General features: G+C 61.2%; 26 protein-coding genes and 1 pseudogene. 11 read left to right on the top strand and 16 right to left on the bottom strand.

The features are described from left to right. Positions 1-275 precede the first annotated feature (275 nt). Genes BLP23_RS27715 through traA form a run of 4 tightly spaced genes read right to left on the bottom strand, consistent with a single transcriptional unit; the run spans position 276 to position 5,960 of the window. Positions 276-902, bottom strand: a complete 627-nt coding sequence (locus BLP23_RS27715) for a TraH family protein (protein ID WP_092587944.1) — start codon at positions 900-902, stop codon at positions 276-278. A gap of 12 nt (positions 903-914) precedes the next feature. Further along, entirely contained in the window at positions 915-2,210 is a 1,296-nt protein-coding gene (locus BLP23_RS27710; protein ID WP_092587943.1) for a conjugal transfer protein TraB, read from the bottom strand. Next, positions 2,131-2,661 carry a conjugative transfer signal peptidase TraF gene (gene traF, locus BLP23_RS27705; protein ID WP_092587942.1) on the bottom strand — a complete coding sequence of 177 codons (531 nt, stop codon included), beginning with the start codon at positions 2,659-2,661 and terminating at the stop codon, positions 2,131-2,133. The genes BLP23_RS27710 and traF overlap by 80 nt, the downstream gene beginning before the upstream one ends. Further along, the gene (gene traA / locus BLP23_RS27700; protein ID WP_092587992.1) at positions 2,658-5,960 is read right to left on the bottom strand and encodes a Ti-type conjugative transfer relaxase TraA; all 3,303 of its coding nucleotides are present in this window, start codon (positions 5,958-5,960) and stop codon (positions 2,658-2,660) included. Before traA ends, traF begins: the two co-directional genes overlap by 4 nt. Positions 5,961-6,211: 251 nt before the next feature. Here traA and traC point away from each other — a divergent pair, with 251 nt between their 5' ends. The 6 genes from traC (at position 6,212) to BLP23_RS27670 (ending at position 9,922) form a co-directional block, all read left to right on the top strand. Beyond that, on the top strand, positions 6,212-6,508 hold the full coding sequence (gene traC, locus BLP23_RS27695) for a conjugal transfer protein TraC (RefSeq protein WP_092587941.1): 297 nt from the start codon (positions 6,212-6,214) through the stop codon (positions 6,506-6,508). 4 nt (positions 6,509-6,512) lie between these two features. After that, a complete protein-coding gene (traD, locus tag BLP23_RS27690; RefSeq protein WP_167364005.1) occupies positions 6,513-6,728 on the top strand; it encodes a type IV conjugative transfer system coupling protein TraD in 216 nt (71 codons plus the stop codon). Further along, positions 6,715-8,658 carry a Ti-type conjugative transfer system protein TraG gene (traG, locus tag BLP23_RS27685; RefSeq protein ID WP_092587939.1) on the top strand — a complete coding sequence of 648 codons (1,944 nt, stop codon included), beginning with the start codon at positions 6,715-6,717 and terminating at the stop codon, positions 8,656-8,658. The genes traD and traG overlap by 14 nt, the downstream gene beginning before the upstream one ends. Before the next feature lie 15 nt (positions 8,659-8,673). After that, on the top strand, positions 8,674-8,871 hold the full coding sequence (locus BLP23_RS27680; protein ID WP_092587938.1) for a hypothetical protein: 198 nt from the start codon (positions 8,674-8,676) through the stop codon (positions 8,869-8,871). Positions 8,872-9,019: 148 nt separating this feature from the next. Continuing rightward, entirely contained in the window at positions 9,020-9,352 is a 333-nt protein-coding gene (locus BLP23_RS27675; RefSeq protein ID WP_092587937.1) for a WGR domain-containing protein, read from the top strand. 177 nt (positions 9,353-9,529) lie between these two features. Next, positions 9,530-9,922 (top strand): thermonuclease family protein, encoded by a 393-nt coding sequence (locus BLP23_RS27670; protein WP_092587991.1) that lies wholly within the window; start codon positions 9,530-9,532, stop codon positions 9,920-9,922. Positions 9,923-9,958: 36 nt separating this feature from the next. On the opposite strand, the gene BLP23_RS33910 is transcribed toward BLP23_RS27670, so the two are convergent. Together BLP23_RS33910 and BLP23_RS33905 are read right to left on the bottom strand one after the other, a co-directional pair. After that, positions 9,959-10,135: a hypothetical protein gene (locus BLP23_RS33910; RefSeq protein ID WP_208603209.1), complete on the bottom strand. Its 177-nt coding sequence runs from the start codon at positions 10,133-10,135 to the stop codon at positions 9,959-9,961. Positions 10,136-10,397: 262 nt separating this feature from the next. Beyond that, positions 10,398-10,565 (bottom strand): hypothetical protein, encoded by a 168-nt coding sequence (locus BLP23_RS33905; RefSeq protein ID WP_167364003.1) that lies wholly within the window; start codon positions 10,563-10,565, stop codon positions 10,398-10,400. Between the two features lie 46 nt (positions 10,566-10,611). Here BLP23_RS33905 and BLP23_RS33900 point away from each other — a divergent pair, with 46 nt between their 5' ends. The 3 genes from BLP23_RS33900 (at position 10,612) to BLP23_RS27655 (ending at position 12,107) form a co-directional block, all read left to right on the top strand. After that, positions 10,612-10,761 carry a hypothetical protein gene (locus BLP23_RS33900; RefSeq protein ID WP_167364002.1) on the top strand — a complete coding sequence of 50 codons (150 nt, stop codon included), beginning with the start codon at positions 10,612-10,614 and terminating at the stop codon, positions 10,759-10,761. Between the two features lie 198 nt (positions 10,762-10,959). Then, positions 10,960-11,373 carry a hypothetical protein gene (locus BLP23_RS27660; protein ID WP_092587935.1) on the top strand — a complete coding sequence of 138 codons (414 nt, stop codon included), beginning with the start codon at positions 10,960-10,962 and terminating at the stop codon, positions 11,371-11,373. Positions 11,374-11,537: 164 nt separating this feature from the next. Continuing rightward, the gene (locus tag BLP23_RS27655) at positions 11,538-12,107 is read left to right on the top strand and encodes a hypothetical protein (RefSeq protein ID WP_092587934.1); all 570 of its coding nucleotides are present in this window, start codon (positions 11,538-11,540) and stop codon (positions 12,105-12,107) included. Between the two features lie 60 nt (positions 12,108-12,167). Here the strand turns inward: BLP23_RS27655 and BLP23_RS27650 are convergent, their stop codons facing one another. Next, positions 12,168-12,476: a DUF736 domain-containing protein gene (locus BLP23_RS27650; protein WP_092587933.1), complete on the bottom strand. Its 309-nt coding sequence runs from the start codon at positions 12,474-12,476 to the stop codon at positions 12,168-12,170. A 460-nt stretch (positions 12,477-12,936) separates the two neighbouring features. On the opposite strand from BLP23_RS27650, the gene BLP23_RS33895 reads away from it, so the two are divergent. After that, positions 12,937-13,110 (top strand): hypothetical protein, encoded by a 174-nt coding sequence (locus BLP23_RS33895; RefSeq protein ID WP_167364001.1) that lies wholly within the window; start codon positions 12,937-12,939, stop codon positions 13,108-13,110. 3 nt (positions 13,111-13,113) lie between these two features. Here BLP23_RS33895 and BLP23_RS27645 read toward each other — a convergent pair whose 3' ends face one another. The 6 genes from BLP23_RS27645 to BLP23_RS27620 all read right to left on the bottom strand — a co-directional run bounded on the left by BLP23_RS27645 (position 13,114) and on the right by BLP23_RS27620 (position 19,233). After that, the gene (locus BLP23_RS27645; RefSeq protein WP_092587932.1) at positions 13,114-14,037 is read right to left on the bottom strand and encodes an ArdC family protein; all 924 of its coding nucleotides are present in this window, start codon (positions 14,035-14,037) and stop codon (positions 13,114-13,116) included. Between the two features lie 268 nt (positions 14,038-14,305). Continuing rightward, entirely contained in the window at positions 14,306-14,893 is a 588-nt protein-coding gene (locus BLP23_RS27640; protein WP_092587931.1) for a hypothetical protein, read from the bottom strand. Positions 14,894-15,279: 386 nt separating this feature from the next. Continuing rightward, positions 15,280-15,591 carry a hypothetical protein gene (locus tag BLP23_RS27635; protein ID WP_092587930.1) on the bottom strand — a complete coding sequence of 104 codons (312 nt, stop codon included), beginning with the start codon at positions 15,589-15,591 and terminating at the stop codon, positions 15,280-15,282. Positions 15,592-15,743: 152 nt separating this feature from the next. Next, on the bottom strand, positions 15,744-17,501 hold the full coding sequence (locus tag BLP23_RS27630) for a ParB/RepB/Spo0J family partition protein (protein WP_092587990.1): 1,758 nt from the start codon (positions 17,499-17,501) through the stop codon (positions 15,744-15,746). A 326-nt stretch (positions 17,502-17,827) separates the two neighbouring features. Then, entirely contained in the window at positions 17,828-18,145 is a 318-nt protein-coding gene (locus tag BLP23_RS27625; RefSeq protein WP_092587929.1) for a hypothetical protein, read from the bottom strand. A 224-nt stretch (positions 18,146-18,369) separates the two neighbouring features. Next, complete coding sequence (locus tag BLP23_RS27620; protein ID WP_092587928.1) at positions 18,370-19,233, bottom strand: AraC family transcriptional regulator; 864 nt, start codon at positions 19,231-19,233, stop codon at positions 18,370-18,372. Positions 19,234-19,307: 74 nt separating this feature from the next. Between BLP23_RS27620 and BLP23_RS27615 the strand changes: the two genes are divergently transcribed. Then, complete coding sequence (locus BLP23_RS27615; RefSeq protein ID WP_092587927.1) at positions 19,308-20,243, top strand: NmrA family NAD(P)-binding protein; 936 nt, start codon at positions 19,308-19,310, stop codon at positions 20,241-20,243. Positions 20,244-20,484: 241 nt separating this feature from the next. Here the strand turns inward: BLP23_RS27615 and BLP23_RS27610 are convergent, their stop codons facing one another. The 3 genes and pseudogenes from BLP23_RS27610 to BLP23_RS27600 form a co-directional block, all read right to left on the bottom strand. Continuing rightward, entirely contained in the window at positions 20,485-25,572 is a 5,088-nt protein-coding gene (locus BLP23_RS27610; RefSeq protein ID WP_092587926.1) for a DEAD/DEAH box helicase family protein, read from the bottom strand. A gap of 101 nt (positions 25,573-25,673) precedes the next feature. Next, positions 25,674-26,074 (bottom strand): annotated as a pseudogene (locus tag BLP23_RS27605) (DUF3085 domain-containing protein). A 13-nt stretch (positions 26,075-26,087) separates the two neighbouring features. After that, positions 26,088-26,696 (bottom strand): DUF1419 domain-containing protein, encoded by a 609-nt coding sequence (locus BLP23_RS27600; RefSeq protein ID WP_092587925.1) that lies wholly within the window; start codon positions 26,694-26,696, stop codon positions 26,088-26,090. Positions 26,697-26,830: the final 134 nt, after the last annotated feature.

The following is a 26,830-nucleotide window of genomic DNA, read 5'->3' as shown; positions in this document are numbered from 1 at the left end:
CAAACGTTAATCTCTGATCCCAAGCCGGGGGTTGGAAACTGTACTCGGACAGTCCTGCGACCTTTAGCACCGGAGCACCTGGACATACGTCGCAGGCCCACCGGCCAATGGCCAGAGGATTCTGATGCCGTATCGGCCGACATCAACCGCCGAGTAAGGGTTTCCACACCCCCGGGCAGCGCGTACCGCCCTGTCCGTCCTTATAACGAGACGGTGGTTGTTTCGCTAGGGCACTGGAAAAACAATCGCTTTGCAGATCTGCAGAGAGACCCTGGTCACGGCCTTGCACCGATCCCCGAGAGATCGATCCTAATGCCTGCCTTGTTTGGATCGGACGCTACCGTGTCGGTCGCAGTTGCCGTCGCGGCGCTATCTTCATTTGGGTCAGCGCCATTTTCAGATTCTTCGGTATCGGTCGTAGCGGGGCGAGTGATTTTCTCCTGCGCCGGGTCCTCCGCCCGGAACACCGCCACACCTTCGAAATACCCCGTCTGCCAGGCGATGGCCGCATCGTCCATGACCTGTGGCAGGACTTCCTTCGCCGTCGGATTGCCATACCATTTCAGAACGATGCGAAACACCTTGGCAAACAGTGCTGTCCCCATGCGGATATTCTCACAAGGCTCGACCATTTCCGGCTTCAATTGACCGGCCTCGACGATCCCGACCCCTGCCGGATACTGGGTGATGCCAACGCGAACGGTGTTGCGTCCGAGATTGTCGCGGATGAGAGCCAGAGCCGCTTCCGGCGTTGTCGGCTTCGGCACGAGCACCACCCGGTTGCCGGAGCGCACGGTGACAGCCAGCGGATCCTGCGATCCGGCCTTCGCGATGAACTGCTCAGCGATCGCGGGCTTAAGGGAAGGATCGGCGCATTGGTGGATAAGGACGGCATCGAGCATCCCGGGTACTCCCTATGTGTTGAATGCCATAACGACGGGCAGATCGAAGAGCCTTGCCCAGGCTGAGACGCTCGCTTTCTGGATGGCAACGATCGAGGTGCTTTCGGTCCACCAGCCGTTGCCAACGGCAACGACCACCTCGGGCGAGTGCAGCATCGATTGAAGGACCGGCCAGAGAATGAGCTGCTCGTAGCAAATCAGCGGCGCGACCCTTGCTCCGTCAACCTCAACCATCGGATTGCCGAAGAAGTCGGCCCGTGCCCCACCGTCTTGTCCGATCCATCGCAACCATGGCTGCCACATGGAGCCTGGAACCGGCATGCGCTCGCGATAGAGGATGTTCGATTTATCGGCCGATATCGCCACCATCACATTGTCGTAGCCTTTGGGATCGACGACGGCAGCACCTGCGATGACGGTGAGGTCCGAGCCACGGAGACCTTCCCGCCAGAGCCGCGCAACGGTCGGCGTCCAGAAGCCGAGCGCACTTTCGGGCAGCAGCGCAACATGTACGTCCGGCTGCTCAGCAATCGTCCGACGCACCGTCGCGATCAGGTCACGGTGATAGTTAAGCGAGCCATCGCGCCCAAGGTCTTCCCCTCGTTTCAGATCGACGGCCATCCATCCGGGTGTTAGTTTCGGGGGCGTCCAGTTCGTGGCGGACCAGACGTAAAGTCCTCCGAGGACTGCGACCGCGATTTGCCATCTTCGACCGGTCATGACGACCAGCAGGATCGCGGTCGCGCCAAGGCCTGACCAACCCCACCCGGGAAACAAGACGCCGGCGACTGTCAACGGATGCGCCCAGCCCGTGATGCCAAATGGTGGTAGCTCTGTCAGCACCATGGCGAGGAGATAGAGCAGCGCTCTCGCCGCATCCGTCCCTCTCTTCCCCGAAGCGTCTCCACCACGAGGTTTCGTCCAGAACACTGCATGGACCGTGACGAAGGATGCGGAAGCCACGACCCAAAGCACGAGCCCCGGCCAGAGATCGGCGCTATAGAAGTTGGCCACGCCCTGCGGCAACCCGCGGGAGGCCGCCAGGAAATAGCCCCCCGCCACAAGTGCCGCGATCGATCGCGACGACGCCTTAGACCAGAGCAAGGGAAAGAACATGGCGAGCGGAAGAAGAAGCACCTCGCCGCTCCAGCCGATCCTCCCACAGGCAATCGAGGCGATGATCAGAAGGATGGGTTTCCAGCGGTCGTTCCTCTGGTCGTCACCGCGATCACGGATCGAAGGTGAGGACCGGCCGCGCCAGGCCGAGCAGACCGGAATCCGGAACCGGGCCAAAATATCGACTATCATAGGAGCTCGCGAAGGGTGAATGAAGGAACAGGTGATGCGGCGGTATGATCCCGCCGGGGGAAGGTGTGAGCGTCCTGCCCTCGCCGTCCCGGCCCCGCACGGACGATGCGGGAAGCGGGCGACCATCGATAAACACGCGATCGGTGATGTCGACACGCTGTCCGGCAAGTGCTGCGACGGTCTTGATCAGCGGGGCGAACCCGCCGGCGCAAAGCCCTCGCCGCAGATATCCGCGCCGCCATGCTTCTACGAACATGGCTGTCGTCGGCGGGCATAAAAACACCAGATCGCCGATGGCGACCGGACGTTGAAGCTCTTCGATACGCCAGAGTCCAAGCGGCTCGCTGGGGGTCAGATTCAGGCGGTAGCCCCCCGCGAACGCGGTCGCCGCAACTACGGACATGACGACGGTGGCGCCCGCCAGAAACAGGAGAATTCGCCTCTGCCTCATTGCTTCAGCACCGGCACCTGGCGCTGGGTAAGACGCTGTTCCTCGACTTGTGTTAGCGATTGTACGGTGCGCTCATGAGCCGCAAGTTGCTGTGCCGTCCGCATGACCGGCCAGGCTTGTTTCAGCTCTTCCTTCTGCTCCGGCTTCATACCCTCGGAAAGCTTTTCGTACAGCGTTCCATTGGGCGCACGGGCGGTGTTGCTCAACAGGGTGCGTTCCCCGAACCGCTCGGTAACGGCCTTGTTGAACCCGTCGATTTCGAGCTTGGTTTCGCGATTGCTGAGTGCGTACGCCATCGCCGCCGGCAGATCATTTCGGTCGATGGCGTCACGCACCCGCTCCAGCACCACGCGCGCTGCTGGCGACAGGGCCGGAATGTCGATAGAGACCCGCTGGCGCAGCGTCTGCTCGTCCGCCTGGTGCCGCATCGTGGCAGTCTCGCGCATGTGAAGATATTGCTCTAGATCGCGCTTGAGAGCAGGCACATTCACCTCGGCGATGCGACGTGCCTCGCGCTCTGCCTTGCCTGCCAGAATGCCGGTCTTGCCCTTCAATGGACCGATAGTCTCCGGCTCCGCCTCAAGCTTTTGGAGGACCTGCGTCGCCATCTCCTTGTCTGCCAGGACAGCATCGAAGTTCATCGACCGGAAGGCGGTTTCAGGATCGGCGAACACGTAAGCAAAACGTGCCGAGACCTCCTCCCATTGCCGCTTCAGGGCGGGATCTGTGCCGAGCTTGTCACCGACCGTCTCGGCAACCGAGCCGGAGAATATCTTGATGCCTGCGACCATGGGTGCGGCCTCCTTCATCGTTTGGGTTTTCGGGGAGTGGGTGAAGCCGAGGCGCGCGGCAAAGGCAGCAAGGCGTTGCCCAAGATCGACAAGTTTGGCCTTCTGGCGCAGCGTCCAGTCGAGCCGGTCGCGTACCAGTGTGCGAGCGACCTGTACGATGTGCAGGCCACGAGCCTCGGAGAAGCGCAGCGCTTCGCGATAAAGCTGGCCGCGCTCGTAATCGAGCGTCGTCTCCTTGGCGTTCTGTCGAGACAGAACGGCCGCAAGGCCGCCATTGTAGGCGAAGGAGCGCGTCCCATAGTAGAGCTGCAGATCTTCGCGATGGCGGGTCATCGCGACATAGGTCAGATGCCTATCGAGGGAGAGCGAAGCCAACACCTTCACGCGATCGACGGTCGCGCCCTGGCTCTTGTGAATCGTCGTGGCGTAGCCGTGGTCGAGATTGTTGTAGAACCGCTGTTCGACGATCACCTGTCGGCGCTGATCGCCCTCGCCCACCGCTGCGACGATGCGGTTTGCTGCGGCCTCTATGACATGACCGATCATGCCATTCTTGACGCCGAGCGATCCCTCGTTCTTTAGGAAGACGATCTGGTCGCCGGCATCGAAACGGCGTTCGCCGTCGGCTGCCCGGAACAGATGACCCTCGCCGACGATGCCGCGTTCGACCAGCTTTTCGCGGGCCATGACATTGAGTATGCGAACATCGCGGCGCAGATGAGCGAGGATCAATGTTGTCTTCGTCTGATCGTAGTCGTGGTTCCAGTCGGCGATCAGGCGCTCGACAGCCTCGCCCTTCAGACGCTCGCCCGTAATCCTGACATTGGCACCATAAGCACTCAACGCCTTTTCGACATTGCCGCGCGCGAGATCGAGCGATGCCTCGCGCATCCAGTCCTCGCGTTGGCGATAAATGGTTTCGAGTTCGGCATAACCAATGCGATCCACAATGGCGCGGAAAGCAGCCCCTGCCTCGATCGGCTGAAGCTGTTCGGGATCGCCGACCAGCACGATCTTCGCGCCCGCCTTGACCACGGCATCGATGAACCCCGCCATCTGCTTCGAGGCAACCATGCCGGCCTCGTCCATGACGAAGATCGTCTTGTCGTCGAGGACGTCACGGCCGCCCTTCCAGCGCAGCTCCCATGACGCGAGCGTGCGGCTCTGGATCCCGGCTTCCTTCTCCAAACCCTCAGCTGCCTTGCCGGCAAGCGCACCGCCGACGACGCGATATCCGGCCAGCTCCCACGCCTCGCGCGCCGCCTTCATCATCGTCGTCTTGCCGGCGCCTGCACGGCCGACGACGGCGGCGATACGGACAGACGCTGCAATGCGCTCGATTGCCGCTTTCTGCTCGTCGGACAACCGCTCATGCCGCCGGAACGTGGCATCGAGAGCGGAGGGGGAAACGCCCCTTCCCCCGCGGTTCGATAGCCATGTTGCCTGCCGTGCCATCGTCGCTTCCAGCCGGATCATCACCCGCGTCGAGTAACGCGCCGGCAGCTTCTCGCCCGTGGCAAAATCGATGGTGTTGCGTTGCAGCCGCAGCACATCCGGGTTCAGGGTGATCTTCAGCATCAATTGCTGGAAGAGCCCAGGATCGTCGACATAGCGATACAGGACCTTGGCCACGTCTCGCTCGTCGAACACGCTCTTTTCCCGCGTGATCAGGTCGAGCACGATGGCAGGATTCTTCAAAATGCGGCGGGCGTTTTCCGTGCGTCGCTGCTCGTTCAGTTCGACCCGTTCGAGCTCCGGCCGGACACCCTGTTGCTCTGCCTTGCGCTCGATCGCCTTGGCCCCGACACCGAGATGGATGGTCGGTTCGAGATCGATACCCTGCCTTTCGTAGGAACGGCCATCGATGTGTAAATCGATACCGCCCAGCATCAGGTGATGGTTCAGCCGCTCGAACCACCCATCCCGCAGAACGTTGAAGTCATCGGTCGATCCGGCCCAGAGTTCGTAGAGGATCTTGCCGGATTTCGTGCGGACCGGCTGGCCGTCATCGCCGATCACCGCAACCTTCTTCGACCCGAACCCATCCTCGGTCAGGGGCCGCAGCGTGGTCATCAGATGGATATGCGGGTTCCCTGGATTGTCGTGATAAACCCAGTCGGCAACCATGCCCTTGGCGAGGATGTGTTTCTCGACAAAATCCCGGACCAGGGCGATGTTCTGTTCGGGAGAAAGCTCCAGCGGAAGCGCAATGGTGAGATCGCGGGCAAGCTGCGCATCGGCGCGCTTCTCGAAAGCTTCAACCTTGTTCCAGAAGGCTTCCGACGCTCCGGAGACAGAACGATCAGCGGTCAGGGAGCGCACCCATTTCGGGGCGTCGGCGGGAAGCACGAGTTCCTCGTGCAGCAGGCCCTGCTTGCGAGTGTAGTCGATCGTGCGAGCCTCGCGCTCGTACTCCATCTTCGCGCAATGCCGGTAGGCCGCAGACAGCACGACACTGCGGCCGGAGCCGCGGCTGACGATGCTAGCTGAGAAATGTGCGATGGCCACGGCCAAGGAACTCCTGGTTCGAACGTTGTTCGTCGGGAGCGGCCGGGGCTACGGCCCCAGCTTGGCATAAGAGCAACACGTCGCATCGCGACGTATAATTGCGCCCTTGGAGCCATTCCTTCGGAACGGCGGGATCATTCACAAAAGCATCGCCCTTGGCGATCTGCAGATCTGCAGATGTCTTTTTCAACGCATCCGGAAGAATCTGGGCGTCGCAAGTGCAACGCCCAGACTTAAAAGGAGCAACCGGAATGAAGAAGCCGTCATCGAAGATCAGGGAAGAAATCGCCAGATTGCAGGATCAACTCAAGCAGGCCGAGACCCGTGAAGCCGAACGCATCGGACGTATCGCGCTGAGGGCCGGCCTCGGGGAGATCGAGATCGACGAAGCCGAGCTTCAGGCGGCCTTCGAGGAGACCGCCAAACGGTTTCGCGGAGGCAAAGGTAGTGCGACCGGGAAGAAGGACACCGGAGACGGCCGAGCCGCAAGCGGGTCGTCCACGGCGCAGTCGCCTGGCGCGGATGCGGGCGGGTCTGGTGAGGCTTGAGCGGATGGCGAAATCAACGACGACAGAGGCGCGCAAAAAGGACACGCGCGAAAAAATCGAACTCGGCGGCCTGATCGTCAAGGCAGGACTCCGCTACGAGAAGCGTTCCCTGCTGCTCGGCCTGCTGATCGATGCCAACAGGCGGATCAGGGGCGACGAGATGGAGAAAGCCCGATTGGCGGCAATCGGCGCGGAGGCCTTTGGCAATGAGGGCGAATAGGCTGCTTCTGGCAGTCCTGCCGGCCGCGATCATGATCGCGGCGATCATCCTGACGTCAGGCATGGAACATCGGCTCGCAGCCCTCGGAACTTCAACGCAAGCGAAGCTGATGCTGGGAAGGGCTGGTCTCGCCCTGCCCTATGTGGTGGCTGCCGCGATCGGCGTCGTCGCGCTCTTTGCCGCCAATGGTTCGACGCATATCAAGGCTGCCGGTCTGAGCGTATTGGCTGGCGGCGTTTTTGCTATCATCATCGCCATGACACGCGAGACGATCCGCCTCGCCGGTATTGCCAGCGGCGTGCCTGCCAAGCAACCGGTTCTCGCCTATGCCGACCCAGCAACGATGATCGGCGCTAGTGTCTGCTTCATCGGAAGCGTCTTCGCCTTGAGGGTTGCGATCAAGGGGAATGCCGCTTTCGCAATGGCGGGACCAAAGCGGATCGGCGGCAGGCGCGCGGTCCACGGTGAAGCCGACTGGATGAAGATGCAGGGGGCTGCAAAGCTGTTTCCCGAGCACGGCGGCATCGTCATTGGCGAGCGATATCGCGTCGATCTCGATAGTGTTGTCGCTCTGCCGTTCCGGGCCGATGACAAACAAAGCTGGGGCGGCGGTGGCAAGGCGCCCCTACTCTGTTTCGACGGTTCCTTCGGCTCGTCGCATGGCATCGTTTTCGCCGGTTCCGGCGGTTTCAAGACGACCTCGGTGACGATCCCGACCGCGCTCAAATGGGGAGGCGGTCTGGTTGTGCTTGATCCGTCGAGCGAGGTTGCGCCCATGGTCAGTGAACACAGGCGCCAGGCGGGCCGGAAAGTGATCGTACTCGATCCCACCGCGTCTGGTATCGGCTTCAATGCGCTGGACTGGATCGGTCGTCATGGCAATACCAAGGAAGAGGATATCGTGGCCATCGCCACATGGATCATGACCGACAATGCGCGCACGGCGTCTGCTCGAGACGACTTCTTCAGAGCCTCGGCGATGCAGCTTTTGACGGCGCTGATCGCCGACGTTTGCCTGTCGGGGCACACAGCTGAAAAAGACCAAACTTTGCGCCGTGTCCGGGCCAATCTGTCCGAACCCGAGCCACAGCTTCGGGCACGCCTGACGAAAATCTACGAGGGGTCGGAGTCCGACTTTGTGAAGGAAAACGTCGCCGTCTTCGTCAACATGACGCCGGAGACGTTTTCTGGTGTCTACGCCAATGCGGTGAAGGAAACCCACTGGCTGTCCTACCCCAACTATGCCGGTCTCGTTTCCGGGGACAGTTTCTCAACCGACGATCTCGCCAACGGCGAGACCGACATCTTCATCGCACTTGATCTGAAAGTGCTAGAAGCTCATCCGGGCCTCGCGCGCGTCGTCATTGGTTCGCTGCTGAACGCGATCTATAACCGCAATGGTGATGTGAAGGGTCGCACCCTCTTCCTGCTCGACGAGGTGGCCCGTCTCGGCTATCTGCGGATCCTCGAGACCGCCCGCGACGCGGGCCGCAAATACGGTATCACGCTGACGATGATCTTCCAGTCGCTCGGCCAGATGCGCGAGGCTTATGGCGGGCGTGATGCGACGAGCAAATGGTTCGAATCCGCGTCGTGGATTTCTTTCTCGGCGATCAACGATCCTGATACCGCCGACTACATCTCGAAGCGATGTGGCGACACCACGGTCGAGGTCGACCAGACCAATCGTTCGTCCGGAATGAAGGGATCGTCGCGATCGCGATCGAAGCAGCTCAGCCGCCGGCCGTTGATCCTTCCACATGAGGTTCTGCGCATGCGCGCCGACGAACAGATCGTCTTCACGTCGGGCAATGCACCGCTTCGATGCGGGCGCGCCATCTGGTTCCGGCGCGAGGACATGAAGGCCTGTGTCGGAAAGAACCGGTTTCACAAGAGCTCTTACGGCACGCATGAACCTGTTGTGCGATAGATCGAGGGCGCAACAATGAGATATTGGGAAGCGTGCGAAGCACAGGTGACGGCGACCGAGGCGATCGAGGAATGCCGCAAACATGGCATCACGGCGGGGGTTCGCGAAGCCGACGGCGCGCTTATCGATAAGGACAGTGGGGAAGTCATCGGGCATCCTGACGGCTACGGAGAATTCTATGGCGGAGATGTCCTCGGCTTCCTCGGATATTGATCGACGCCCGTTTGCACCGATGGCGCCTGGTGTTTACGGGAAGATCGTGACCCGAATGGGCGAAGACCGCAGGGCATCGTTCGCCCCGGCGAATAGAGCTGTACGCCGCAGGCGGACCGCCCATAGCCTTCAGCGGAACTTCACGAAAATGAATCGGTCAGACGTCATCGATTCATATCTCTCGTTGGACGAAAATTGGCGGCCGAACGATTATGCTGCCATGCTCACTCAACCCTATCAGCTCTATGTGGAACGCACGGACGAAGCCCGCAACATGGCTCGCTTCTATGCCATGACGATTGAGCCCAATCTGTTCGGCGAGATCTGCCTGACACGCCGCTGGGGCCGGATCGGTGCGCAGGGCCAGATGAAGGTCCAGCGTTTCGCCAAAGAGCGAGACGCTGTCACAGCCTTCCTCGATCTTCTCCGACAGAAGCGAGGCCGTGGATACCGGGTCACGCCTTCGGCAGCCCGTCATTGACGGTCGGCGATCCCTTGCGACCTTTGGCTGACATCCACACATCGACGATGATGAAACAGGAGCATTTGACGTTTGGCATATTCGCATGATCTTCGGCTTTTCTTCCGGAAAAAGAGAAGGCAATTCTACCTCTGGATCCTGCCGGTGGTCGCTGGCATAACAGGTGCCATCGCCTTGATGGTCAGTGCTCCAACGATGACATTGGCCGCTTCGAGCATGGCTTCAGTAAAGTTTGGAAAATGCACCGGCGGCCATCGAACCGCCTGCGTTATCGATGGGGACACGCTGTGGATCGGAGGCACGAAAGTCCGTGTTGCCGACATTGATGCACCCGAGATCAGCGAGCCCAAATGCGCCTCGGAACTTGCTCTCGGTAACCGGGCGACCGAGCGGCTGATCGAACTTGTGAACCAGGGTCCATTCGAATTGAAGGCATGGCCGGGTCGTGACAAGGATCGCTATGGCCGGGCCCTCCGGATTCTCGTGCGACATGGCCACAGCCTCGGCGATATCCTGGTCTCGGAAGGGCTGGCCCGGACTTGGACAGGTCGTCGCGAACCGTGGTGCTAGGACGGCTCGACCGGTGAAGGCCGAGCCTGCCGGCGCTCACTTGCGCCGATCCCATTTGGTCTCGATGTTGAACTCGACATCGGCGAAAAACGGGATCTTGACGGCGATCTTCAGACCGAGCTTGCCATTGCGGAAGAGGTGACTGACGATCTTGCCAAGGGTGCGGAGACGGCGGCCGGTGGCGCTGAGGAATTTTGCGAGCTGGTGCATCATGGATCTCCTGTTGATTGCGTTTCATTGCGGGGATGAAGAGCGGACCGGAAAGGAGGGCTGCACCCGCAGGGCTGAAGCGGAGCGGCGGACCTGATGGCGACTGAATTTTGATGCGCGAGGAGCGATAAGCGGGGAAAATTCTGGCGTCATCAGGTTGCAGCCGGACGCGCGGGACGCACCATCCCTGATGTCGATGAAATCGGATCAACAGGAGATCTTCGGGTACCGCGTGACGCACACGACGCGACCTGAGGCCGCCCCCTCAGAACGGTGGTTCAGCATCGACGCGGCCATCCTCGGCAATCGCAAGCGTGAGTTCCGCCTGTGCGAAATCGAGCTCGGCTTCGATCTGGCGGCGCTCGCAAGGATCGACAGCGTTACGCAGTTCGGCACGAAGTTCATCGATTTGGCGTTCGAGTTCGTAGGTCATCGTCTGATCTCCTATGTGAAAGACGATCAGCGGCGCCGGAAAGGGAATGACGATGTCAGGGATCGCTGAAGCGACCGGCAGCGCCGGGGAGTGGGGGAGCCGATTTCGTGTTGGCGGCTCTGCTGCCAATTCGAAATTGGGGGGACCGCTCATCCTTGACGACGGCAGTCCCGTCGGCATCATCACCGGATACTGAGCAGGTTTTCCTCCTCTCGGTGGCTACCCAAAAAAGCCGGACCTGGCTCGATGCCGGGTCCGGCTTTAACTACCGATGGGAGAAGGCTCCGCTGGTGGTGGCCTAACAAGCGCCGAACGCACGCGAAAACGGGCTTTTCGCATTGACTTTGAGTAACGGCGAATCAAAAGCTTGCCGGCCTAACAGAGGAGAACACTGATGGCCGACGAAACCACGATTGAGACGACTGCGACCACCGAAGCGCCGGCCGCAGCTCCCGCCGAGAAGAAAACCCGCAAGCCTCGGGCACCGAAGGCTTTGGCTGAATCCAAAACCATTGATGCGACTACTGCACCCGTTGAAAAGCCGGCCAAGAAGACGCGCGCGAAGCGTGGCTCCAAGACCGCTCCCGTGAAGGCCGAAAAAGCGGCTCGCGCACCCAAGGCGGCCGCCGCTCGCGCACCTCGCGTTGAAGCTGCGGCGTCCGCTCCCGCCGCCACTTCTGTTGACGTCATTGACGATATCGCCGACCTCATCAAGCTTGAGGAAGAGAACAAGCAGCTTCGCAAGGAGCTCTCCGAAAAGCTGCGCGCCGAGAATGCGGATCTGCGCAAGCGCCTCGGCAAGGCCTGAGTTTCGGTTTCTGAGCGGCGCCGCGCATTTACATGCGACGGCGCCGTCGATCTTTCGCCTGATTGAGCCGAGACCAATGCGGTCCTAGTGACAATGAATGACCGCGGCTGTTTCCCCTGCCGCCATGCTTTGAAGGTAATGTGATGAGAACACCATGGAGATTTGTGGCTGACCTGGTGTCGCGTAAACCGAAGCCAGAGAGCCCTGCAGTCGCAGCGAAAACCATTGCGCTCGAGTACAGGCCGGTTCCTGAAGAAGAACACCCGGGCATCGAACCGGCGGCAGTCGATCGCTCCGCTGAAGCCGGCTATGATGCGCAATTCGAGACAAGCCTGCACGATCAAGATACTGGCTCGACTGACTTCGAACCAGTGGCAACCGTTGCAGCAGAGGCTCCTGCGGCCCCAGCCGGAAACGAGGAGCGAGCAGCGCGCGCCACCTCGCATCAGCCCGAGGAGAAGTCGTCAGCTCCCACGCTAACCAAAGCTCCTGGAGCACTGGTGAAGCCAACTCCGGCACCCCGAAGGAAGATTAACCCAACCGTGGAGCCTGTGGTTTCTGCCTCCCAAACCGACGAGGTCGCTACTGCCGCTCCTTCCGGCCCAAAATCATTCATGGATGAGATGGCCGACCTCGACGCAGAGGTCGACGCGTTGCGGCGTCAGCTTGCAAAGAAGCTCATCGAGCAGAACGCGCAATTGCGCAGGATGCTCGTCAGGTTCGACGGGCGCTAATGTCGCCCCAATTCCGATAAGGGAAAAGGCTCCGCGGATGGCGGAGCCTCATGATGTCGATCAGTCCCGGTTCGGGCGGGACCAGATGAGCTGGAGGCCGTCCTCGCCTTCGACCTCGGTGAGCGTTGCGTAGATCGGGGCGGGGAAGCTCGGGTCGTCGAGCTTGACCGAGAGGTAGTCGCGGCCCTCACCGGAGGTCTTCTGCCAGGCAGCACCCAGCTCGACGCTACCGGCGTAGACGCGGAACTGCGGGCCCTTGTCGGAGGGGTTCTCGACCCGGGCGATGCGGGCCTTGACGTTGAGGGCGAGGGTGCGGATGGAGCCGGTGAAGCCGTTTTCGGTGGAGGTGAAGGTGCCGATGGTTGCCATTGTCGTATTCCTTTTCTGGTGTTCGGGCCGCGCCCATCGCGGCCTCGATGGCTGTCGAACAGACCGGTGACGATCGGACCGCACCTGATAAGGCCGAAACAAAGTGGAGGGCGGCAACTGCCACTTTTGTTAGTCGGAGAGGAATGGCGGCGCAGCCGGCAGGGGTAAGAAAAGTGGCTGTGGCCGTTGCGGGAAAACGATCGAGGCGCAGCCGCTCTCAGGTCAGACATGCCTCATCGAGCCCGCAGATGGGTTGCCGGAAATTCTGACGGGAAGGGATATAGCAATGGCGGCCCGCCACATTCGCCTTGGGCACGAATGGCATTCAGGGCCACTTCCAGTTGGACCGCCGTCGTTGCACGCTTCAATCGGGGACAAGCGTTCCTGCTAACATTGGCCCGCTTGCTGACTATGCCCGGTGCGATATCGTTGCCCTCGCGAATCGTAGCCTGGAGGAACAATGCGTCAGCAGACCAATCCGTTCATCATTGAGTGCAAACCGTGCCGTAAACCGAAACCCGACGCCGCAAAACCGTCGATCTGGGGAAGGCTGGACGCTGACATTGCACAAGGTCTTAGCGACCAGCGTGAGAAGGATCAGGCGGCCGCCACCGGGGGTGCCGACCGCGCTTAAGGGTCAGGCCGCAGCCTGCACATCCGCCTCCGGCTGCAAGGAATGAAGGAAGCTCACGGCCCGTTGAGCATGGGCTGCCGCCTGAAAGATCGCCCGCTTGTCGTTGGCCAGCACCGAGAGCCAGGACTGCAGGTATGACGCGTGATCCGGCCGCGGCTCGAGCTCCGGCGCGATACCGAGGTCGGCGCAGAGGAAGCAACTCCCAAGTTCGGCAATGAGTTCTTCCCACGCCCGCTCCGTCCGGTCCTTGGCATAGCGCGACAAGTCACGTCCGACGCGATGCTCCGCCGCCGTCCAGTGGGTCGCCTCATGACTGAGGACGGCAGCGTATCCGGCTGCATCGCGAAACGCCTCGAAGGGCGGCATCTGGATATAGTCCATCACTGGGGAATAGTAGGCCTGGTTGCCACCATGCCGGATGACCGCGCCGGTATTGCGGAAGAAGCGATCAGCGCTTTCGATCCGCTCGATCGAATCAAGGACCTCAGCGGGCGGCGCATAATAGCTCTCGGGCAAACCGTCGATCTGCTCGACGTTGAACACCGAATAGGCCTTCAGGAACGGGATCTCCCGATCGATCTCGTTTCCGTTTCCATCCGCTTCCGACTTGGTAAAGCGGCTGGCGAAGACAACGGTCGACCCGCTCTCCCCCTTGCGCACCGCCCCACCTAATTCGAGGGATTGCTTGAACGTCATCCACATCGAGGAGGTGAAGCCGCGTGACATCTGCTCCGACCATAGGAGGAGCACATTCATGCCCGAATAGGGAAGGCCGTTGTGGCGCACGGGCCGACTGATGCGGCTATGCGTGTTGGCGGCGCTCCACGGCTTCATCCAGGGCCGCACTCCTTGTTCGAGTTCCTCGACGATCCGATCGGTGATGCGCGTGTAGATGTCCGCACGGTCCAATTCTGATTTCTTTGCCATGACTTCTCTCTCCTTTTCTTAGGACCGCGCCGATCGCGGTCCGTCACGGAGGTCCGAAGTCAGGGGCCAATGGTGTGACCAGGCACCGAAGGCCGCAACACCGTGGAGGACGGCGAAGCCGTTGCATGGGCACCCGGCTCCTGCAGGACAGCCGAGCGGGACGGGCCGCGATCGAGCGTCGCCAGTTTTCCTTTTCGACATGAGAAAAGGCCGGCGTAGCGCCGGCCTCGGATCAGAAAAAGAAGGCGGGGTGGGACCGCCGAGGGTGTCATCCGAATGCAGCCATCTGAACCTCGGCCGCTTTGCGGTCGAGCGATGCGCCCGGGTTTTCGACCGGCCGGTCGAATGGTTTCCAGGTCTCGCCGACGACCTGTTCATAGGCCGCCACCGCGCCTTCTGCGGCCATGCGCAGCGCATGGGACTGGATACCCATGTCAGCCGCAAATTCCCGCTTGCGCTGAGCGCCGCTGTCATAGCCGACCGGACCGTCGAGATCCTCATCGCGGGCATCGTTGGATGCCTTGGCGGTTGCGTCGCGTGCTTCGGTAACGGCGCGCGAGTAAAACTGGCCGGCGCCGTGCGCCGATCCGACGAAGGCCCCGACGATGCGCTGCAGATGGATCTGCATGGCCCTCTCGCCCAGGCCTTCGGACAGGCTGTCGGCGGTCTCGACGATCAGCCGCTCATGCAGGCTGCGGATGCCATCGCTGTCGACGACCGTGGTGCCAAAGCTTTCGGCGATCTTAAGCGCCTGGGTGGCGTCTGGGCATGTGAGGCGCACCATTTCGAGGGTGGCTCCTTTGCGGAGTTGCGATATCCGTGCGTTGGAGCGGTTGGGAGTTGCGGGCTTGGCCATAAACTGTTCCTTCCTTGGCTGCCGAAGCGGTTCCGGCCCGTGCCGGTCTGCCCTTCGATGCGGACGACCAGAACCGGCAAAGGACGGGCGGCTTCACAGGTCCGATCCGGCTGAGCAAGCAGGGCAGGTTTGCGGGCCAGCAGGTTCTGACCTGAGCAGACCGCGAGCCTGCTCTCGCGCAGGGAGGCTGGGTCGGCCGCCACACGGCGCGACAGCGGCCTTGAAACGACCGGCCGCCGGTTCAGACCGCAGCGAACAAGAAGGGCAGTCCGGCACGGGCCGGATTTCTGTCTCGAGGGGCAAGGAACGGTTTATGGCCATGCCCGCCATCCCGCCGACATCGAAGTTAGGCAAGTTCCGCATCAGCGCCTTCGTTTCGGGTCCGCCTATGTCGCCGGATGATGCATAGGCGCATCGTCGCAATGCTGGAGTTCACTGATGACCTGCTCTTGCATCGCGTGCCTGCAGGTTATCATGTCGAGCTCGACCCAGCACTCGAAGGTGATGCGTTCAATGAGCTCCCGATAGTAAGTACGAGGGCCGGATCTTCGACGCGTCCGGCTCTGGACGTTCACTGTCGTCGCCTGCCTACTCGCGCGCGCCATAATCTGCCGGGTCAGGCATTCCAGATGCCGCTGGGTCTCTCGCCGGGCGCCAATTGCTTTCGCCAGCGGTTTCGAAGCGCGGATGTCGATCATGTCACATCCCCGGGCTTCGGCAGCCGATGAAGAAGGATGGCCAGTCATTTTCAGCGTGTTGCGCGAGATTGACGACGAAGCCGTCCGCCCTGGTGGTAAACGCCACCCCCGAAAATCGGGGGTGGGTTCTGCCATCTTCGACCGGCAGGCGGTCATGCTGCAGCCCTCTGATCGAAGTCATCGTCGTGCTCTTCGTCGTCAGACAGATCCGGATCCTGCAGATCGTTCTGATCCGCAGCCTCATCGATTTGCCGTTCCTGATCCTCGGCGGGGTCGTCAACACGATCGCCTTCGTCATCATGCGGGGCCGTGCCGATGGTATCGGTGGGAGAGCTTGCCCGGATCCAGTCGAGCAACTCGTCGGCTGTCGGCGCAAAGCGTGCAGACTCATGAACGAAATGCTCACTCGCGAAATGCTCGACGAGCGCTGCGCGGGTCTCACGAACCTTTGGCCGCAGCTGCAGGGACGCCTCGGCGCACGATGCTTCCAGCGCCTGGCGCGACAGGCACAAAAGGAACTCCTCCGAGCCCATGTTCGGCAAGAACGCGTCGGCGCCGATTGCCTCACCCGCAATACGGGACACCATGCCACTGTTCGACATGCCCCGGCGGCACGACAGGACGTCGATCAGCACCGAGCGAACGGAGACGCGAAGCGTTTCCTGATCGAAGGCGAGCTTCCCATGCTCATCGAATAGGGAGGCGGCATGGCGTGAGAAGCGCTTGCCCCCGTAGAAGGTCCCATCTGCACCTGAGTCGACACGGACATTCTGCCCGGCAAAGGCCAGCACCAGCAGCGCCATCAGCATGTCGTCCTCGATCGGCGCGCGGCCGAGAGCATCATGGAGCGCGTCGGTGCGAAAATCGCCGATCATGTCGTGGCCCTTCTGGGTCACGTGGGGGCGAGCCTTCGGCGAGGCGATCGCATCGCCGTCATCGTTGCTCGCGGCGGATTCGCCTGCTCCAGCGCCCTTCGGTTTTGCCGCCTCGGGCATGCGGTAATGCACGGTCTGCACCTTGCCATCACGATCGAGATAGAGTGCCGTGTGGTCGGACTTGGACGGCTTGCCGTAGACCTGAGACGCCTTCTTCGGCAGCTCCGGCTGGCCCCAGCTGTTGACCTCGACGATGGCACCACGCTTGGGAAGGTTGGCGGTCATCCACTCATGCTGGGCGCCGAGAAAGCCTTCGACATTGGTCGTGTAGCGACCGTCCTGGTCGGCTGGCGCGAAGAGGTCTTCGACCCACTCGATACCGTAGGCCTGCGCCAGGTCGTCACCAAAGCTTGCGTCCCTGGCATACATGCGCTTCTTGGTCAGCGCATTGGCGATCTGCCACCACGGAGCGGTGTCGCCCTTCTTCGGCTTATGCGCCTTCCAGACCTCCTTCTGGTCCACCTGACCGGCGGCGGCAATGATCCGCAACTGCTGCTCTGACGGCATGTCGCCCAGCGCCATCTGTTCGAGCATGGCCGGCAGGACGTTGGCAAGCAGTCGCAGCTTTCGGATCTGGCGGACGGGAAGCGCGAGAGCGACCGCAATCGCCTCCTCGGTCCAGCCGAGAGCAACGAGACGTTCGATGCCGCGCCACTGATCCACGGGGTTGAGCGGCTCGCGAACAGAGTTCTCGACCATCGAGCGCATGGCGCCGTTGTCGTTGGCAGCATCCACGACGAGGATTTCGATTTCTTCCAGGCCGGCGGCGATGGCGAGGCGTACGCGGCGATGGCCGGCGTCGATGATATAGCCATTTCCGCCATCGGTTTCGGGTGCGACCACCGGTGGCTGGACGATGCCGACGGCCTTAATCGTCGCCAACATCAACGCATCGGCCTGCGGCGAGGATTTCGACTGGCGCATCCGGTCGGGATTTTCCTTCAGTGCACGCGGGTCAACCTTCATGATCTGCATGGGATTTGTCCTTGTCTGGAGGTTCCGGACCAGCACCTTGCCGGCCCTTCCTGTCTTCATTTTTTTCGAAGACACCTCCCGGACCGCCGAGCGGCCGGACTGCCGCAACTGCGGCCGAGCATTCCTGCTGTGCAGGACGAGCGGGGCTAACAGCCCTGCGAAGGACAACCAGCCGGGATGACGCAGGCGGCGGTTGAGCGATAGCGTCGGCAGGAGGACCGATCTGCGACCGGTTCACCTTCCTGCTTTTCTTTTTAAATCCTCTCTTCTCGGTTCGAGCCGGCGCCCGAAGACGATAAATTCTGTCGGCAGCTTGGAGGACGGGACTAGGCTCGCAGCCCCAGAAGGGCCAGACCATCGGCGAGCATACGCTTCAAGATCAGTTTCCTGCTTTCCGGTGCAGCTAAGGCAGCTTCCGGGATAAAAACAGCAGCAGGCGGTGGATCGGCGGCCTCGGATGGCGAGACCGGCAGAGGCTCTTCGGCCACTGCGGCGACCACAACGTGCGTGATCGTTGTTTCATCCGATTTGACCGCGACGGTGACCTGTCCTCCGGAGCGGAGGCGGTCGATGCCCTTTTGAGCGGCCTCCTGCTCATCTTGAGCTTCGACCAGCGATGTCTGCGTTACGAGAAAAAATGGCATAAGTTCCCACGGAGTATTTTGATTGAGGTCTCGTCTGCAAAGCGGCTTCGGTCAAGTGCAGGACCATGTTTGCGGTCGCCTCCGAAACAAAAAAGGCGCTCGACCCGTGAGGGGAGCGCCTTCTTTTGGATCCCGAGACAACATCAAACGCCGCTGCGATTGCAGCGAGCAGGATATCGTCTCATCGGGAAGTGATGGTCAGATATTATCGGCGAAGAGCAATTTCAAGTCGAGATCATGGATGAGGGCTGATTGATTGAGCCTGACGCGCGTTCAGCGATCAAAAGCCGATCGGCAAAGTAACGCGATGGCGTGGTGCCAAGCACCTTCTTGAACATGACGATGAAGGCCGTCGTGGATTCGTATCCCAAGTCACCTGCCACCTGCTGGACTGTTGCGCCGCCGGCCAGTTCCCGCAGCGCGATGACCAGATGCAGCTGGCGCCGCCAACGGCCGAAACTTAATCCTGTTTGCTCGACCATAAGTCGTTTTAATGTTCGCTCACTGACGGCGACATGCTCAGCCCATTGGCCGAGGGTTCGGCGGTCGCTCGGATTTGCCAGGAGCGCCGCTGCGATCGAGGCGATCTTTGGATGAGTGGACACGGGCAGTTCCAACCTCTCACGCGGCATCAACGCGAGTTCATCGAGCATGACCCGCACGAGCCGATCGACATGAGCGTCGCGCGCGCCGCTTTCTGACAGGTCCGCCACTCGGTGGATCATCTCCCGAAGCATTGGCGATACCGAAAGAGTGCAGCATTCAGCCGGAAGTGCGGCCGCGCCGGGCTCGACAAACAGGTATGTCAGACGAGCATTGGGTGTGACCTGATTGCTGTGAGGAACGCCGCCGGGTACCCAAACTCCGCAGTCGGGTGGAACGACCCACATCCCACTTTCCGCTGTGCAGGTCACCGCGCCATGCAGCGCCAGGATCAGCTGACCCTGCGGGTGCTGATGCTCCACCCCCTCGGCTTCATAGTCGGCGAAGTCCACCCTGAACGCCATCGCCGGGCCCTGCGATAGGCTCAGATCGATAGCGGTACTGCACAGTGGCTTATCCGAAGGTTGGCCCGATTTCGAGATCATATGGCATTATCTCCACTTTTGCCCGACAAGCAATCCGTTAAAAATCGGCTCACCAAACTTTAGGAGATATGACCATGCGCATTGCCGTGGTTGGCGCGACCGGCAGGATCGGCGCCAAACTTACAGAGAACCTCTTGGCCAAAGGCCATTCCGTCAAAGTTCTTTCGAGAGGAGGGCCTGCTCTCGACGCGCTTGTCGCGAAAGGCGCGGAACCGTTCTTGGGTAGCTTCGACGAAGGGGATGGTGAGCTTTCCAGGTTCTTCGAAGACGCCGACGCTGTGTTTCTCATGGTCAAAACCCTTTGGGCCGCGGAAGATTTTCATGGGCACTATCCTGCGGTAGCGCTCCGGTTTTTCGACGCACTTCGGGATTCCCCCGTGAAACTTGCCGTGAGCCTGACCGCAATGGGGTCCGAGATCGGTGGAAACACCGGCCATTTCCAGGGCTTCCATATCCTGGATCAGTTCCTCAACCGGTTACGCGACATCAAGCTTGTGCATCTGCAGGGTGGCTGGTTCATGGAGGACCTGTCCAGGTGGGCGGACGCGATCGCGCAATACGATAGGATCGGTTTCACGCTTGCTCCCGATGTCAAAGCGCCCTGGGTTTCCATTCAGGACCTCGCGGATTTTGCGGCAAAAGAGTTCGACACGCCGAGTGACCAGCACCGGACGGTAAAGCAACTGGGCATTGATTACACGATGCCCGAGATCGCCGCGATCGTCGGCCGGGTACTCGGTCAAGAGGTGGACTATCGCTTCGTCGATCCTAGCGATCATGAGGTCGAATTGGTATTCCGGGAGAGGTTCGGAACGCTCGATCGGTGGGTCTATGACAAGAACACGGCGGCGGCTCTGAACGATGGGCGGGTCAAGTTCCGCGATGATCGCCCGGTGCTGCCCACGACAATGGAAGACTTCGTCAAAGACACCCTCAGACCGCTGATCGAGAAGGCGCGGATGGAAGGCCCCAAACCGGAGACCTTCCTGACTTGGAGTTCGCAACGGTAATTGCTGAGTTAGCTGGGCAAATGCCCTCTCGGCACAGGTCTCGCGGGATCATCCGATGAGGCGAATGAAGAATAAAAAAAGGGCCGCCAGCAAAAGCCGCGGTCCCTGAAGTGTGGAGATCTAAAACCTCCAGAGGGGAACAGCTGCTGCGACGGAACTGGGAGGTGACCGTCATGTGCATCAGCTGGAGGCGTTATGCCCGAATTTTGACCAGCTGGAAAACATTTATTGTGCAACGCAGCTATGCAGCTGCCGCGACGGTCTCACTTTCTTGGTCTGCCGCCAATTGAGCTTCGATTGCCCGCAGCGTCAGCCGCTTTTCCTTCAGGTCGTCTGCGAACGCGAAAGCGCCTCCGTCTCGGGAACGGTAGGAAACCAATCGTCGCTCGGCATCTTCAAGCCGCCGGCGATACTGGTACAGTTCCTCGTCGTAGCCGCCGAGCGCGTGCTCAAGCCGCGAGATAGCGCCAAGCGGCGTCACCGTGATGGCGAGGTCGACCTCATATTCTGCGCCTGTGCGTTGGAGCAATGTTTCATAGCGGTAGCCATCGCCCTTGCCGAAGTGCTCGCCCTCATAAATGAGATCGAACCCGCCGATGGTTGCCAAATGCAGCTCGCCTTCTTGCTGCAATTGCAGAAGCGTGAGGATCTCTTTCATCAACGCCCGGCCAGCTTCCTTGCGCTCGGTATATTCTTGTCCAAGCACCATCATCTTAAAGGCATCGCCGCCGGTCGGCCGGAGACGTGCAATGTCCTGGCCGATCTCACCTATGCGGCGGGTCGAGACCTCGATCTCACGCTCGGCATCGCGCATCTGCCGACGGACGGCGTACTGGTCGTCTTCGTGGGCGGCACGCAATCGTTCGAGCCGCGCAATGTCGGCTTCCAGGCCAGCCTTATGCATAAGGCGCTCATCACCTGACGCGATGGCCTTCGCCATGGCGAATTGGTTGGCGGCGCCCTCACCGACGTCTTCCAATCGCCGGATAGAGGTATCACCGGAGAGGGCGGCGGCGATGAACCGGGCCTTTCGCTCGTTGTTCTGCCACATCGACGCGTCGAGCGAGCCTTCTGTCGCATAAGCAAAGATATCGACCTCATCATGCTGGTTGCCCTGACGCACGATCCGGCCCTCCCTCTGCTCGATTTGCGAGGGCAGCCAGGGCACGTCGAGATGATGAAGGGCTTTGAGCCGAAGCTGGGCGTTGACACCCGTGCCCATCGTCTCCGACGAACCGATCAGGAATCGGACCTTGCCGGCCCTGACATCGCCGAACAGCCGCTGCTTCGCCTCGGTCTTCTTGTAATCCTGCATGAAGGCGATCTGCGACGCTGGCACGCCGAGCCGGATCAGCTCGTCGCGAATGAAGCGATAGGCCGAGAACCCACGGGACTTTTCGACATTGATCGTGCCGAGATCGGAAAAGATCATCTGCGCGGCGCCCGGCAACTCGAAGTCCTTGCCATCGGGGCGCCGATAGACGGCCTCGCCCGTTGCCCTCCAGATCCGGTAGGCATTGCGGATGAGCAAATTGAGCTTGTTGTCCTCCTCGTTCTCAGTCCCCGGTATAACGAAGCGCAGGTCGATCGCCGCGTGGCGGCCGTCGGTGATGACGGAGAGGAGAATATCGTCACCCGGCTTGGCCGGTCCCTCACGCTGCTCGATCGCCTTGATGCGCCCGTCGAGCATCTGCTGATAGGTCTTGAACAGCGCGGTGGGCTTAGCGGTCAGGATCTGCCGACGGCCGGTCGAGATGTTGGGGACCTTGACGTATTGCCACAGATCCTCCGGCATCACGACATCCGCAAACGAACGGAACATGGCGATCAGCTCGGGCACGTTGACGAAGGAGGCGAAGCGGCTCACCGGCTTGTATTTGCCGGACGGCTGGATCTCCAATTCCGTCGCCGTATCGCCGAAGCAGGAGGCCCAGGCATCAAATTCATGCAGCCCGCGCTCTGACAGAGCCGCGTGACCGAGCAGGCGCTGGATCGAGAACATCTCGCCGAGCGTGTTGGTGATCGGCGTGCCTGATGCGAGAACCAGAGCGCGGCCGGGGTTCTTCGTTTCGATATAGCGGGATTTGACATAAAGATCCCAGGCGCGTTGCGAGCCGTTCGGATCGATACCCTTGAGAGTCGACATGTTGGTGGCGAAGGAGAGTTTGCGGAATTCTTGCGCCTCATCGACGACGATCTGGTCGACGCCTATCTCGGATATCGTCAGCAGATCGTCCTTGCGGGTGGCCAGACCTTCAAGCCGCTCCTGCAATCCTTCCTTCAGCCGCTCGAGGCGCTTGCGCGAGACGCGGTCCTGGCTATCAACCTTAGTCAGCAGATCCTCGTAGAGCTGCAACTCGTCCTGGATCATTTCCTGTTCGAAGGCCGAGGGCACGGCGATGAAGCGGAAAGCGGAATGGGTGATGATGATCGCGTCCCAGGTGGCGGTCGCTGCGCGTGACAGGAAACGGGCACGCTTGTCCTTGGTGAAGTTCGTCTCGTCGGCGACGAGAATGCGGGCATTCGGGTAGAGCGCCAGAAACTCACGGGCCGCCTGCGCCAGGCAATGGCCGGGTACGACGAGCATGGCCTTGGCGATCAGACCGAGACGGCGCTGTTCCATGATGGCGGCCGCCATGGTCATCGTCTTGCCGGCGCCGACTGCATGGGCAAGATAGGTCGAGCCATCGGCGATGATCCGCCAGATGCCGCGTTTCTGGTGCCCATAAAGAACAAAGGCGCCTGAGGCGCCGGGCAGTTTGAGATGAGATCCGTCGAATTTGCGTGGCGCGATATTGTTGAAGCGGTCGTTGTAATCCCGCGCCAGCCGGTCGGTGCGATCCGGATCGGTCCAGACCCAGTCCTGGAAGGCTTGCTTGATCCTCTGCAGCTTGTCACGGGCGGCTTCGGTGTCGACGACATTGAGCACCCGGCGCTCGCCATCGGCATCCTTGAAGACGTCGAAGATCTGCGGGACCCGGCTGTTCAACGCATCGGCAAGGAGATCACCGGCATGGCGCCGGCTCGTGCCCCATTCGGACGTACCAGCAGCACTGTAGCCGAGTTGACGCGCCTCCACTGTCCAGGATCCAAGCTCAGTCATATGGTGGATGCAGATATCTGCTTCCATCTTCTCCTTGATGAAGGCGACGACATCGGCGGCCGGAATCCACGGTGCGCCGAGACGAGCGGTGATGTCGGAGGGTCGAAGGTCGGCCGGCTGAACATCCTGAAGCGCCCGTACATTGCGCTCGTAGGCCGGATCGAGCTCGGCTGCGGCCTGCGCAGCGGCCAGCTTGGTGCGGACCGCCCCGGAGAGATAGGCATCGGCCGTCTGCCAGGATCCGTCAGTCGGGTCGCGAAACACCTCGTCGGCGAGATCGGCAATAACGGTGGAGACGTCGAGATGCAGCAGTTCGGCGATATGATCGAGATCGACATGACCGCGTTCATTGAGTACGACCGCCAGCGCATCAGCCGCACTGGTGATGACAGGCGACATCGGCGGAGCGATCACACGGGTAGCGAATATCGGACCTGGCTTCGCCGTGTCGGTCTCCAGATCATAGTCCTCGATCGACGCCACCAGCCAGCAATCAGGGTCGTCGCGGAAGGGCGCGAGGTTCGGCTGGCGATGGGTCTCTTTCACCTCGCCGGTCTCCGGGTCCTCCTGGATGGAGACGGTCGTGTGGTTGATCGGTCCGAAGTCGCGTACGAAGCTCGACCAGGCGATGCGCAGGCGAACCTGAAGCTCGCGCCAGGGCCGGCCGGTTTCCTGCGCCTCCAGAACCTCGCGCACGGCGTCGCGGATCGGGATCAGTTTCAAAATGATCCGGATATGCTTCTTTGAGACCCCGTCGCCGGAGCGGCCCTTTCGGACCGCCACGGGTACTGCCGCGCCATCCAGCATCTGCATCAATCCCTTCGACCGGTCGAAGAAGAAACTGCCCTCGCGGACAAAACTGTCCTTCGGCTGCAGATCGACGATCTCTCCGAGCTCGTCCTCCAGATCGATATCGATGGGCGTGGGCTGGCCGTCATAGAGGTCGGCCGGCAGGAGGTCGATGGTAGCGGTGAGGGCGCTTTCGAGATCCTCGCTGGCGCGCGGCAAGCAGGTATAGGTCTCGCCAAATGGTCCCGACGTCAGCGCGTGGCGACCAAGCACGAAGTCGGGATGCCGGGCGAACCAACGATTGACGCGGATGGCGCCTTCATTGTCTGCAGCCGGCCTGATCTCATCGACATCGAGCCACAACTGATTGCCTTCCGGCTCACCGGCCTTCCGCTTGCGGAAGAACAGGATGTCGACGACAACATCCGTGCCGGCGTCGCGGCGAAAGCTGCCCTCGGGCAGCCGGATCGCCGCGATCAGGTCGGCGGATTTGGCAATATGCTCCCGCGCTGTCGCATCCGCCTTGTCCATCGTGCCATGTGAGGTGACGAAAGCGGCGAGCGCGCCCGGCTTCAAGAGATCGATGGAGCGTGCGATGAAATAGTCATGCAAGCGGAGGCCGAGCGACCGATAGGCGCGGTCCGAGCGGATGGTGCGATCGGAAAAGGGCGGGTTGCCGATGGCGAGATCGTAGATCGGCGCCAGATCGGTGCGAGCGAAGTCACCATTGATGATCCGGGCCTTCGGCTGCAGCAGACCGACGATACGCGTGGTGACGGGGTCGAGTTCGATCCCGGTGACATAGGTAGCGTCGCGGTAGGGCTCCGGCATCAGGGCCGGGAACAGGCCTGTGCCGATGCCCGGTTCCAGCACGCGCCCGCCGCGCCAACCAAGCCTTTGGATGCCTGCCCAGATCGCCCGGATGATGAACTCGGGGGTAAAATGGGCATATTGGGTGCAACGAGCGAGCGACGCATAGTCGGCTTCAGAGACGGCGGTTTCCAGCGAGGCGCCGAGATCATCCCAGCCCTGCCGGAAATCAACCTCGCCAGGACGGCGGAACATGCCGTTGGACAATTCGCTTGCGCCAAAGCCGGTAAAGCGGATCAACTGCGCCTGCTCCTTTGGCGTCGCCGGCCGGTCTTGCCTGGAGATGTTATTGGCAACGAGGATCGCCGCGACATTGGCGCGGGCACGATCCTTCCAGGACGAAGGCAAGCCGCGGTTACCCTCGAGATAGAAGTTTGCCCGAAGGCCGGCGCGCCGGGCAGGAGCTGTAATTGGCAGAGCAGGCGCTAGCGCCGGTGGCAAGGGATCCGGATCGTCATCATTGGCGGCGTCAGGCGAGAAGCTGCCGAAGGCGGTGACGCCGAGCCCGAGGCCGGACGAGAGTGCGGTATTGCCAAACATGTCGAGCGTGAAGGGATCGTTGCTCATGATAAAATCTCCTTGTAAAAGCGCGCGTCATCGTTCCGCCAGGACGATTGGCGGCAAACGGACGCTGATTGATGTTGAAGATCCCGCTGCGAGCCGGGACGTTACGACCACTCGATGATGAAGAGCTCCATCGAGTCCGGTTGAAAGCTGATGCCAAGATGCCGGGCATTTGGGCAGGCAGAGATCATGGCCTCCAGTTGCGCGGCGTCGATGAATTCGACGCCGTCGTCTCCCCCGAACGTCCTGCGCTTGACCTCGAACCAGTCGTCGTTCGTGCGGGGATCGCATTCGAGCGCATAAGCGACGAAGGGCTTTCGCCGTCCGGCAATTTGCCGTTCGAGCACAGGTAGACACCGTGATCGCCGACCAACCAGACGCCCGGCTGTTCGTCGCGACCGGGATCAAGGCCGTAGTGGGGATTGCGATAACCGCCGTTGGCTTCCGCATCGGCGCGACCGCGAGCGATCACCGCCCGCACGGATCCAATCGGAAAGGAAAGCATCGCACCCATCTCCTCACGCTGCGGCTGCCGCATCGGGCAGATGGCGCAGTTGGACAGGCAGTTTGCTGGCGATCTCATCGTCGGTCAGGCCGTCGAGCAGCTTCAACTTGGCAGATCGAGCTTTGGTATAGAGACTGATGACGCGCTGATCCGGCAGATATTGCGGGGAGGTTTGATCGGAGTAGCCGCGATAGGCGTCCGCCGTGGCGCTCCAGATGTGCTCGAGACGCTCTCGCCGCGTCATCGCTCTCACCGGGCGCGTTTCCCGCTCGATAATCGCCAGCCGCATGTGTTCCACCGACCGATCGTTGGAGAGATCACAATATCCATGGAAGAAACGAATGACCCCGTCGATCCGCAGCGCGAAGAACACTGATGTGACAGGCCCGGTCAGGAATTCGCGCATTGCGAACATCGAGCCCCGAATCCACAGCGGCGGCAGGATCTCGAACATGTAGTCGTGTTCACGCTCGGTGATTTCGAACCATTCGCCGGCATAAAGCGCGGTTGCGTCATCCTCGAAACGATGTGGGCGCTGTGCATGCCGATCGAACAACCGGAACATCTGATGGCGGTCGGCGGTGCCCTGGTAGACTTTACGGATTTGGGAAGAGGTGTTCACTGACGGCTCCTTTGGCCCTGTCCGAACCGAATTGCGGTGCAGCCGTGCCGGCTCACCATCCTCTTCAGTCCTTCATGACCCCTCCCCTCACGCCGCCTCTCCGTCCGGACGGGTCAAGGGCCGGCACAGCCGGG

The sequence above is a fragment of the Rhizobium mongolense subsp. loessense genome (assembly GCF_900099775.1).
Classification (GTDB): domain Bacteria; phylum Pseudomonadota; class Alphaproteobacteria; order Rhizobiales; family Rhizobiaceae; genus Rhizobium; species Rhizobium loessense.
The sequence above is the reverse complement of the archived record's forward strand: the minus strand, read 5'-3'. Positions and strand labels throughout refer to the sequence as shown.

Coding starts and splice junctions, on each gene's coding strand:
- BLP23_RS27715 (WP_092587944.1), bottom strand. CDS start 902: ATGCTCGATGCCGTCCTTATCCACCAATGCGCCGATCCTTCCCTTAAG.
- BLP23_RS27710 (WP_092587943.1), bottom strand. CDS start 2,210: ATGATAGTCGATATTTTGGCCCGGTTCCGGATTCCGGTCTGCTCGGCC.
- traF (WP_092587942.1), bottom strand. CDS start 2,661: ATGAGGCAGAGGCGAATTCTCCTGTTTCTGGCGGGCGCCACCGTCGTC.
- traC (WP_092587941.1), top strand. CDS start 6,212: ATGAAGAAGCCGTCATCGAAGATCAGGGAAGAAATCGCCAGATTGCAG.
- traD (WP_167364005.1), top strand. CDS start 6,513: ATGGCGAAATCAACGACGACAGAGGCGCGCAAAAAGGACACGCGCGAA.
- traG (WP_092587939.1), top strand. CDS start 6,715: ATGAGGGCGAATAGGCTGCTTCTGGCAGTCCTGCCGGCCGCGATCATG.
- BLP23_RS27680 (WP_092587938.1), top strand. CDS start 8,674: ATGAGATATTGGGAAGCGTGCGAAGCACAGGTGACGGCGACCGAGGCG.
- BLP23_RS27675 (WP_092587937.1), top strand. CDS start 9,020: ATGAATCGGTCAGACGTCATCGATTCATATCTCTCGTTGGACGAAAAT.
- BLP23_RS27670 (WP_092587991.1), top strand. CDS start 9,530: ATGGTCAGTGCTCCAACGATGACATTGGCCGCTTCGAGCATGGCTTCA.
- BLP23_RS33910 (WP_208603209.1), bottom strand. CDS start 10,135: ATGATGCACCAGCTCGCAAAATTCCTCAGCGCCACCGGCCGCCGTCTC.
- BLP23_RS33905 (WP_167364003.1), bottom strand. CDS start 10,565: ATGACCTACGAACTCGAACGCCAAATCGATGAACTTCGTGCCGAACTG.
- BLP23_RS33900 (WP_167364002.1), top strand. CDS start 10,612: ATGACGATGTCAGGGATCGCTGAAGCGACCGGCAGCGCCGGGGAGTGG.
- BLP23_RS27660 (WP_092587935.1), top strand. CDS start 10,960: ATGGCCGACGAAACCACGATTGAGACGACTGCGACCACCGAAGCGCCG.
- BLP23_RS27650 (WP_092587933.1), bottom strand. CDS start 12,476: ATGGCAACCATCGGCACCTTCACCTCCACCGAAAACGGCTTCACCGGC.
- BLP23_RS33895 (WP_167364001.1), top strand. CDS start 12,937: ATGCGTCAGCAGACCAATCCGTTCATCATTGAGTGCAAACCGTGCCGT.
- BLP23_RS27645 (WP_092587932.1), bottom strand. CDS start 14,037: ATGGCAAAGAAATCAGAATTGGACCGTGCGGACATCTACACGCGCATC.
- BLP23_RS27640 (WP_092587931.1), bottom strand. CDS start 14,893: ATGGCCAAGCCCGCAACTCCCAACCGCTCCAACGCACGGATATCGCAA.
- BLP23_RS27635 (WP_092587930.1), bottom strand. CDS start 15,591: ATGATCGACATCCGCGCTTCGAAACCGCTGGCGAAAGCAATTGGCGCC.
- BLP23_RS27630 (WP_092587990.1), bottom strand. CDS start 17,501: ATGCAGATCATGAAGGTTGACCCGCGTGCACTGAAGGAAAATCCCGAC.
- BLP23_RS27625 (WP_092587929.1), bottom strand. CDS start 18,145: ATGCCATTTTTTCTCGTAACGCAGACATCGCTGGTCGAAGCTCAAGAT.
- BLP23_RS27620 (WP_092587928.1), bottom strand. CDS start 19,233: ATGATCTCGAAATCGGGCCAACCTTCGGATAAGCCACTGTGCAGTACC.
- BLP23_RS27615 (WP_092587927.1), top strand. CDS start 19,308: ATGCGCATTGCCGTGGTTGGCGCGACCGGCAGGATCGGCGCCAAACTT.
- BLP23_RS27610 (WP_092587926.1), bottom strand. CDS start 25,572: ATGAGCAACGATCCCTTCACGCTCGACATGTTTGGCAATACCGCACTC.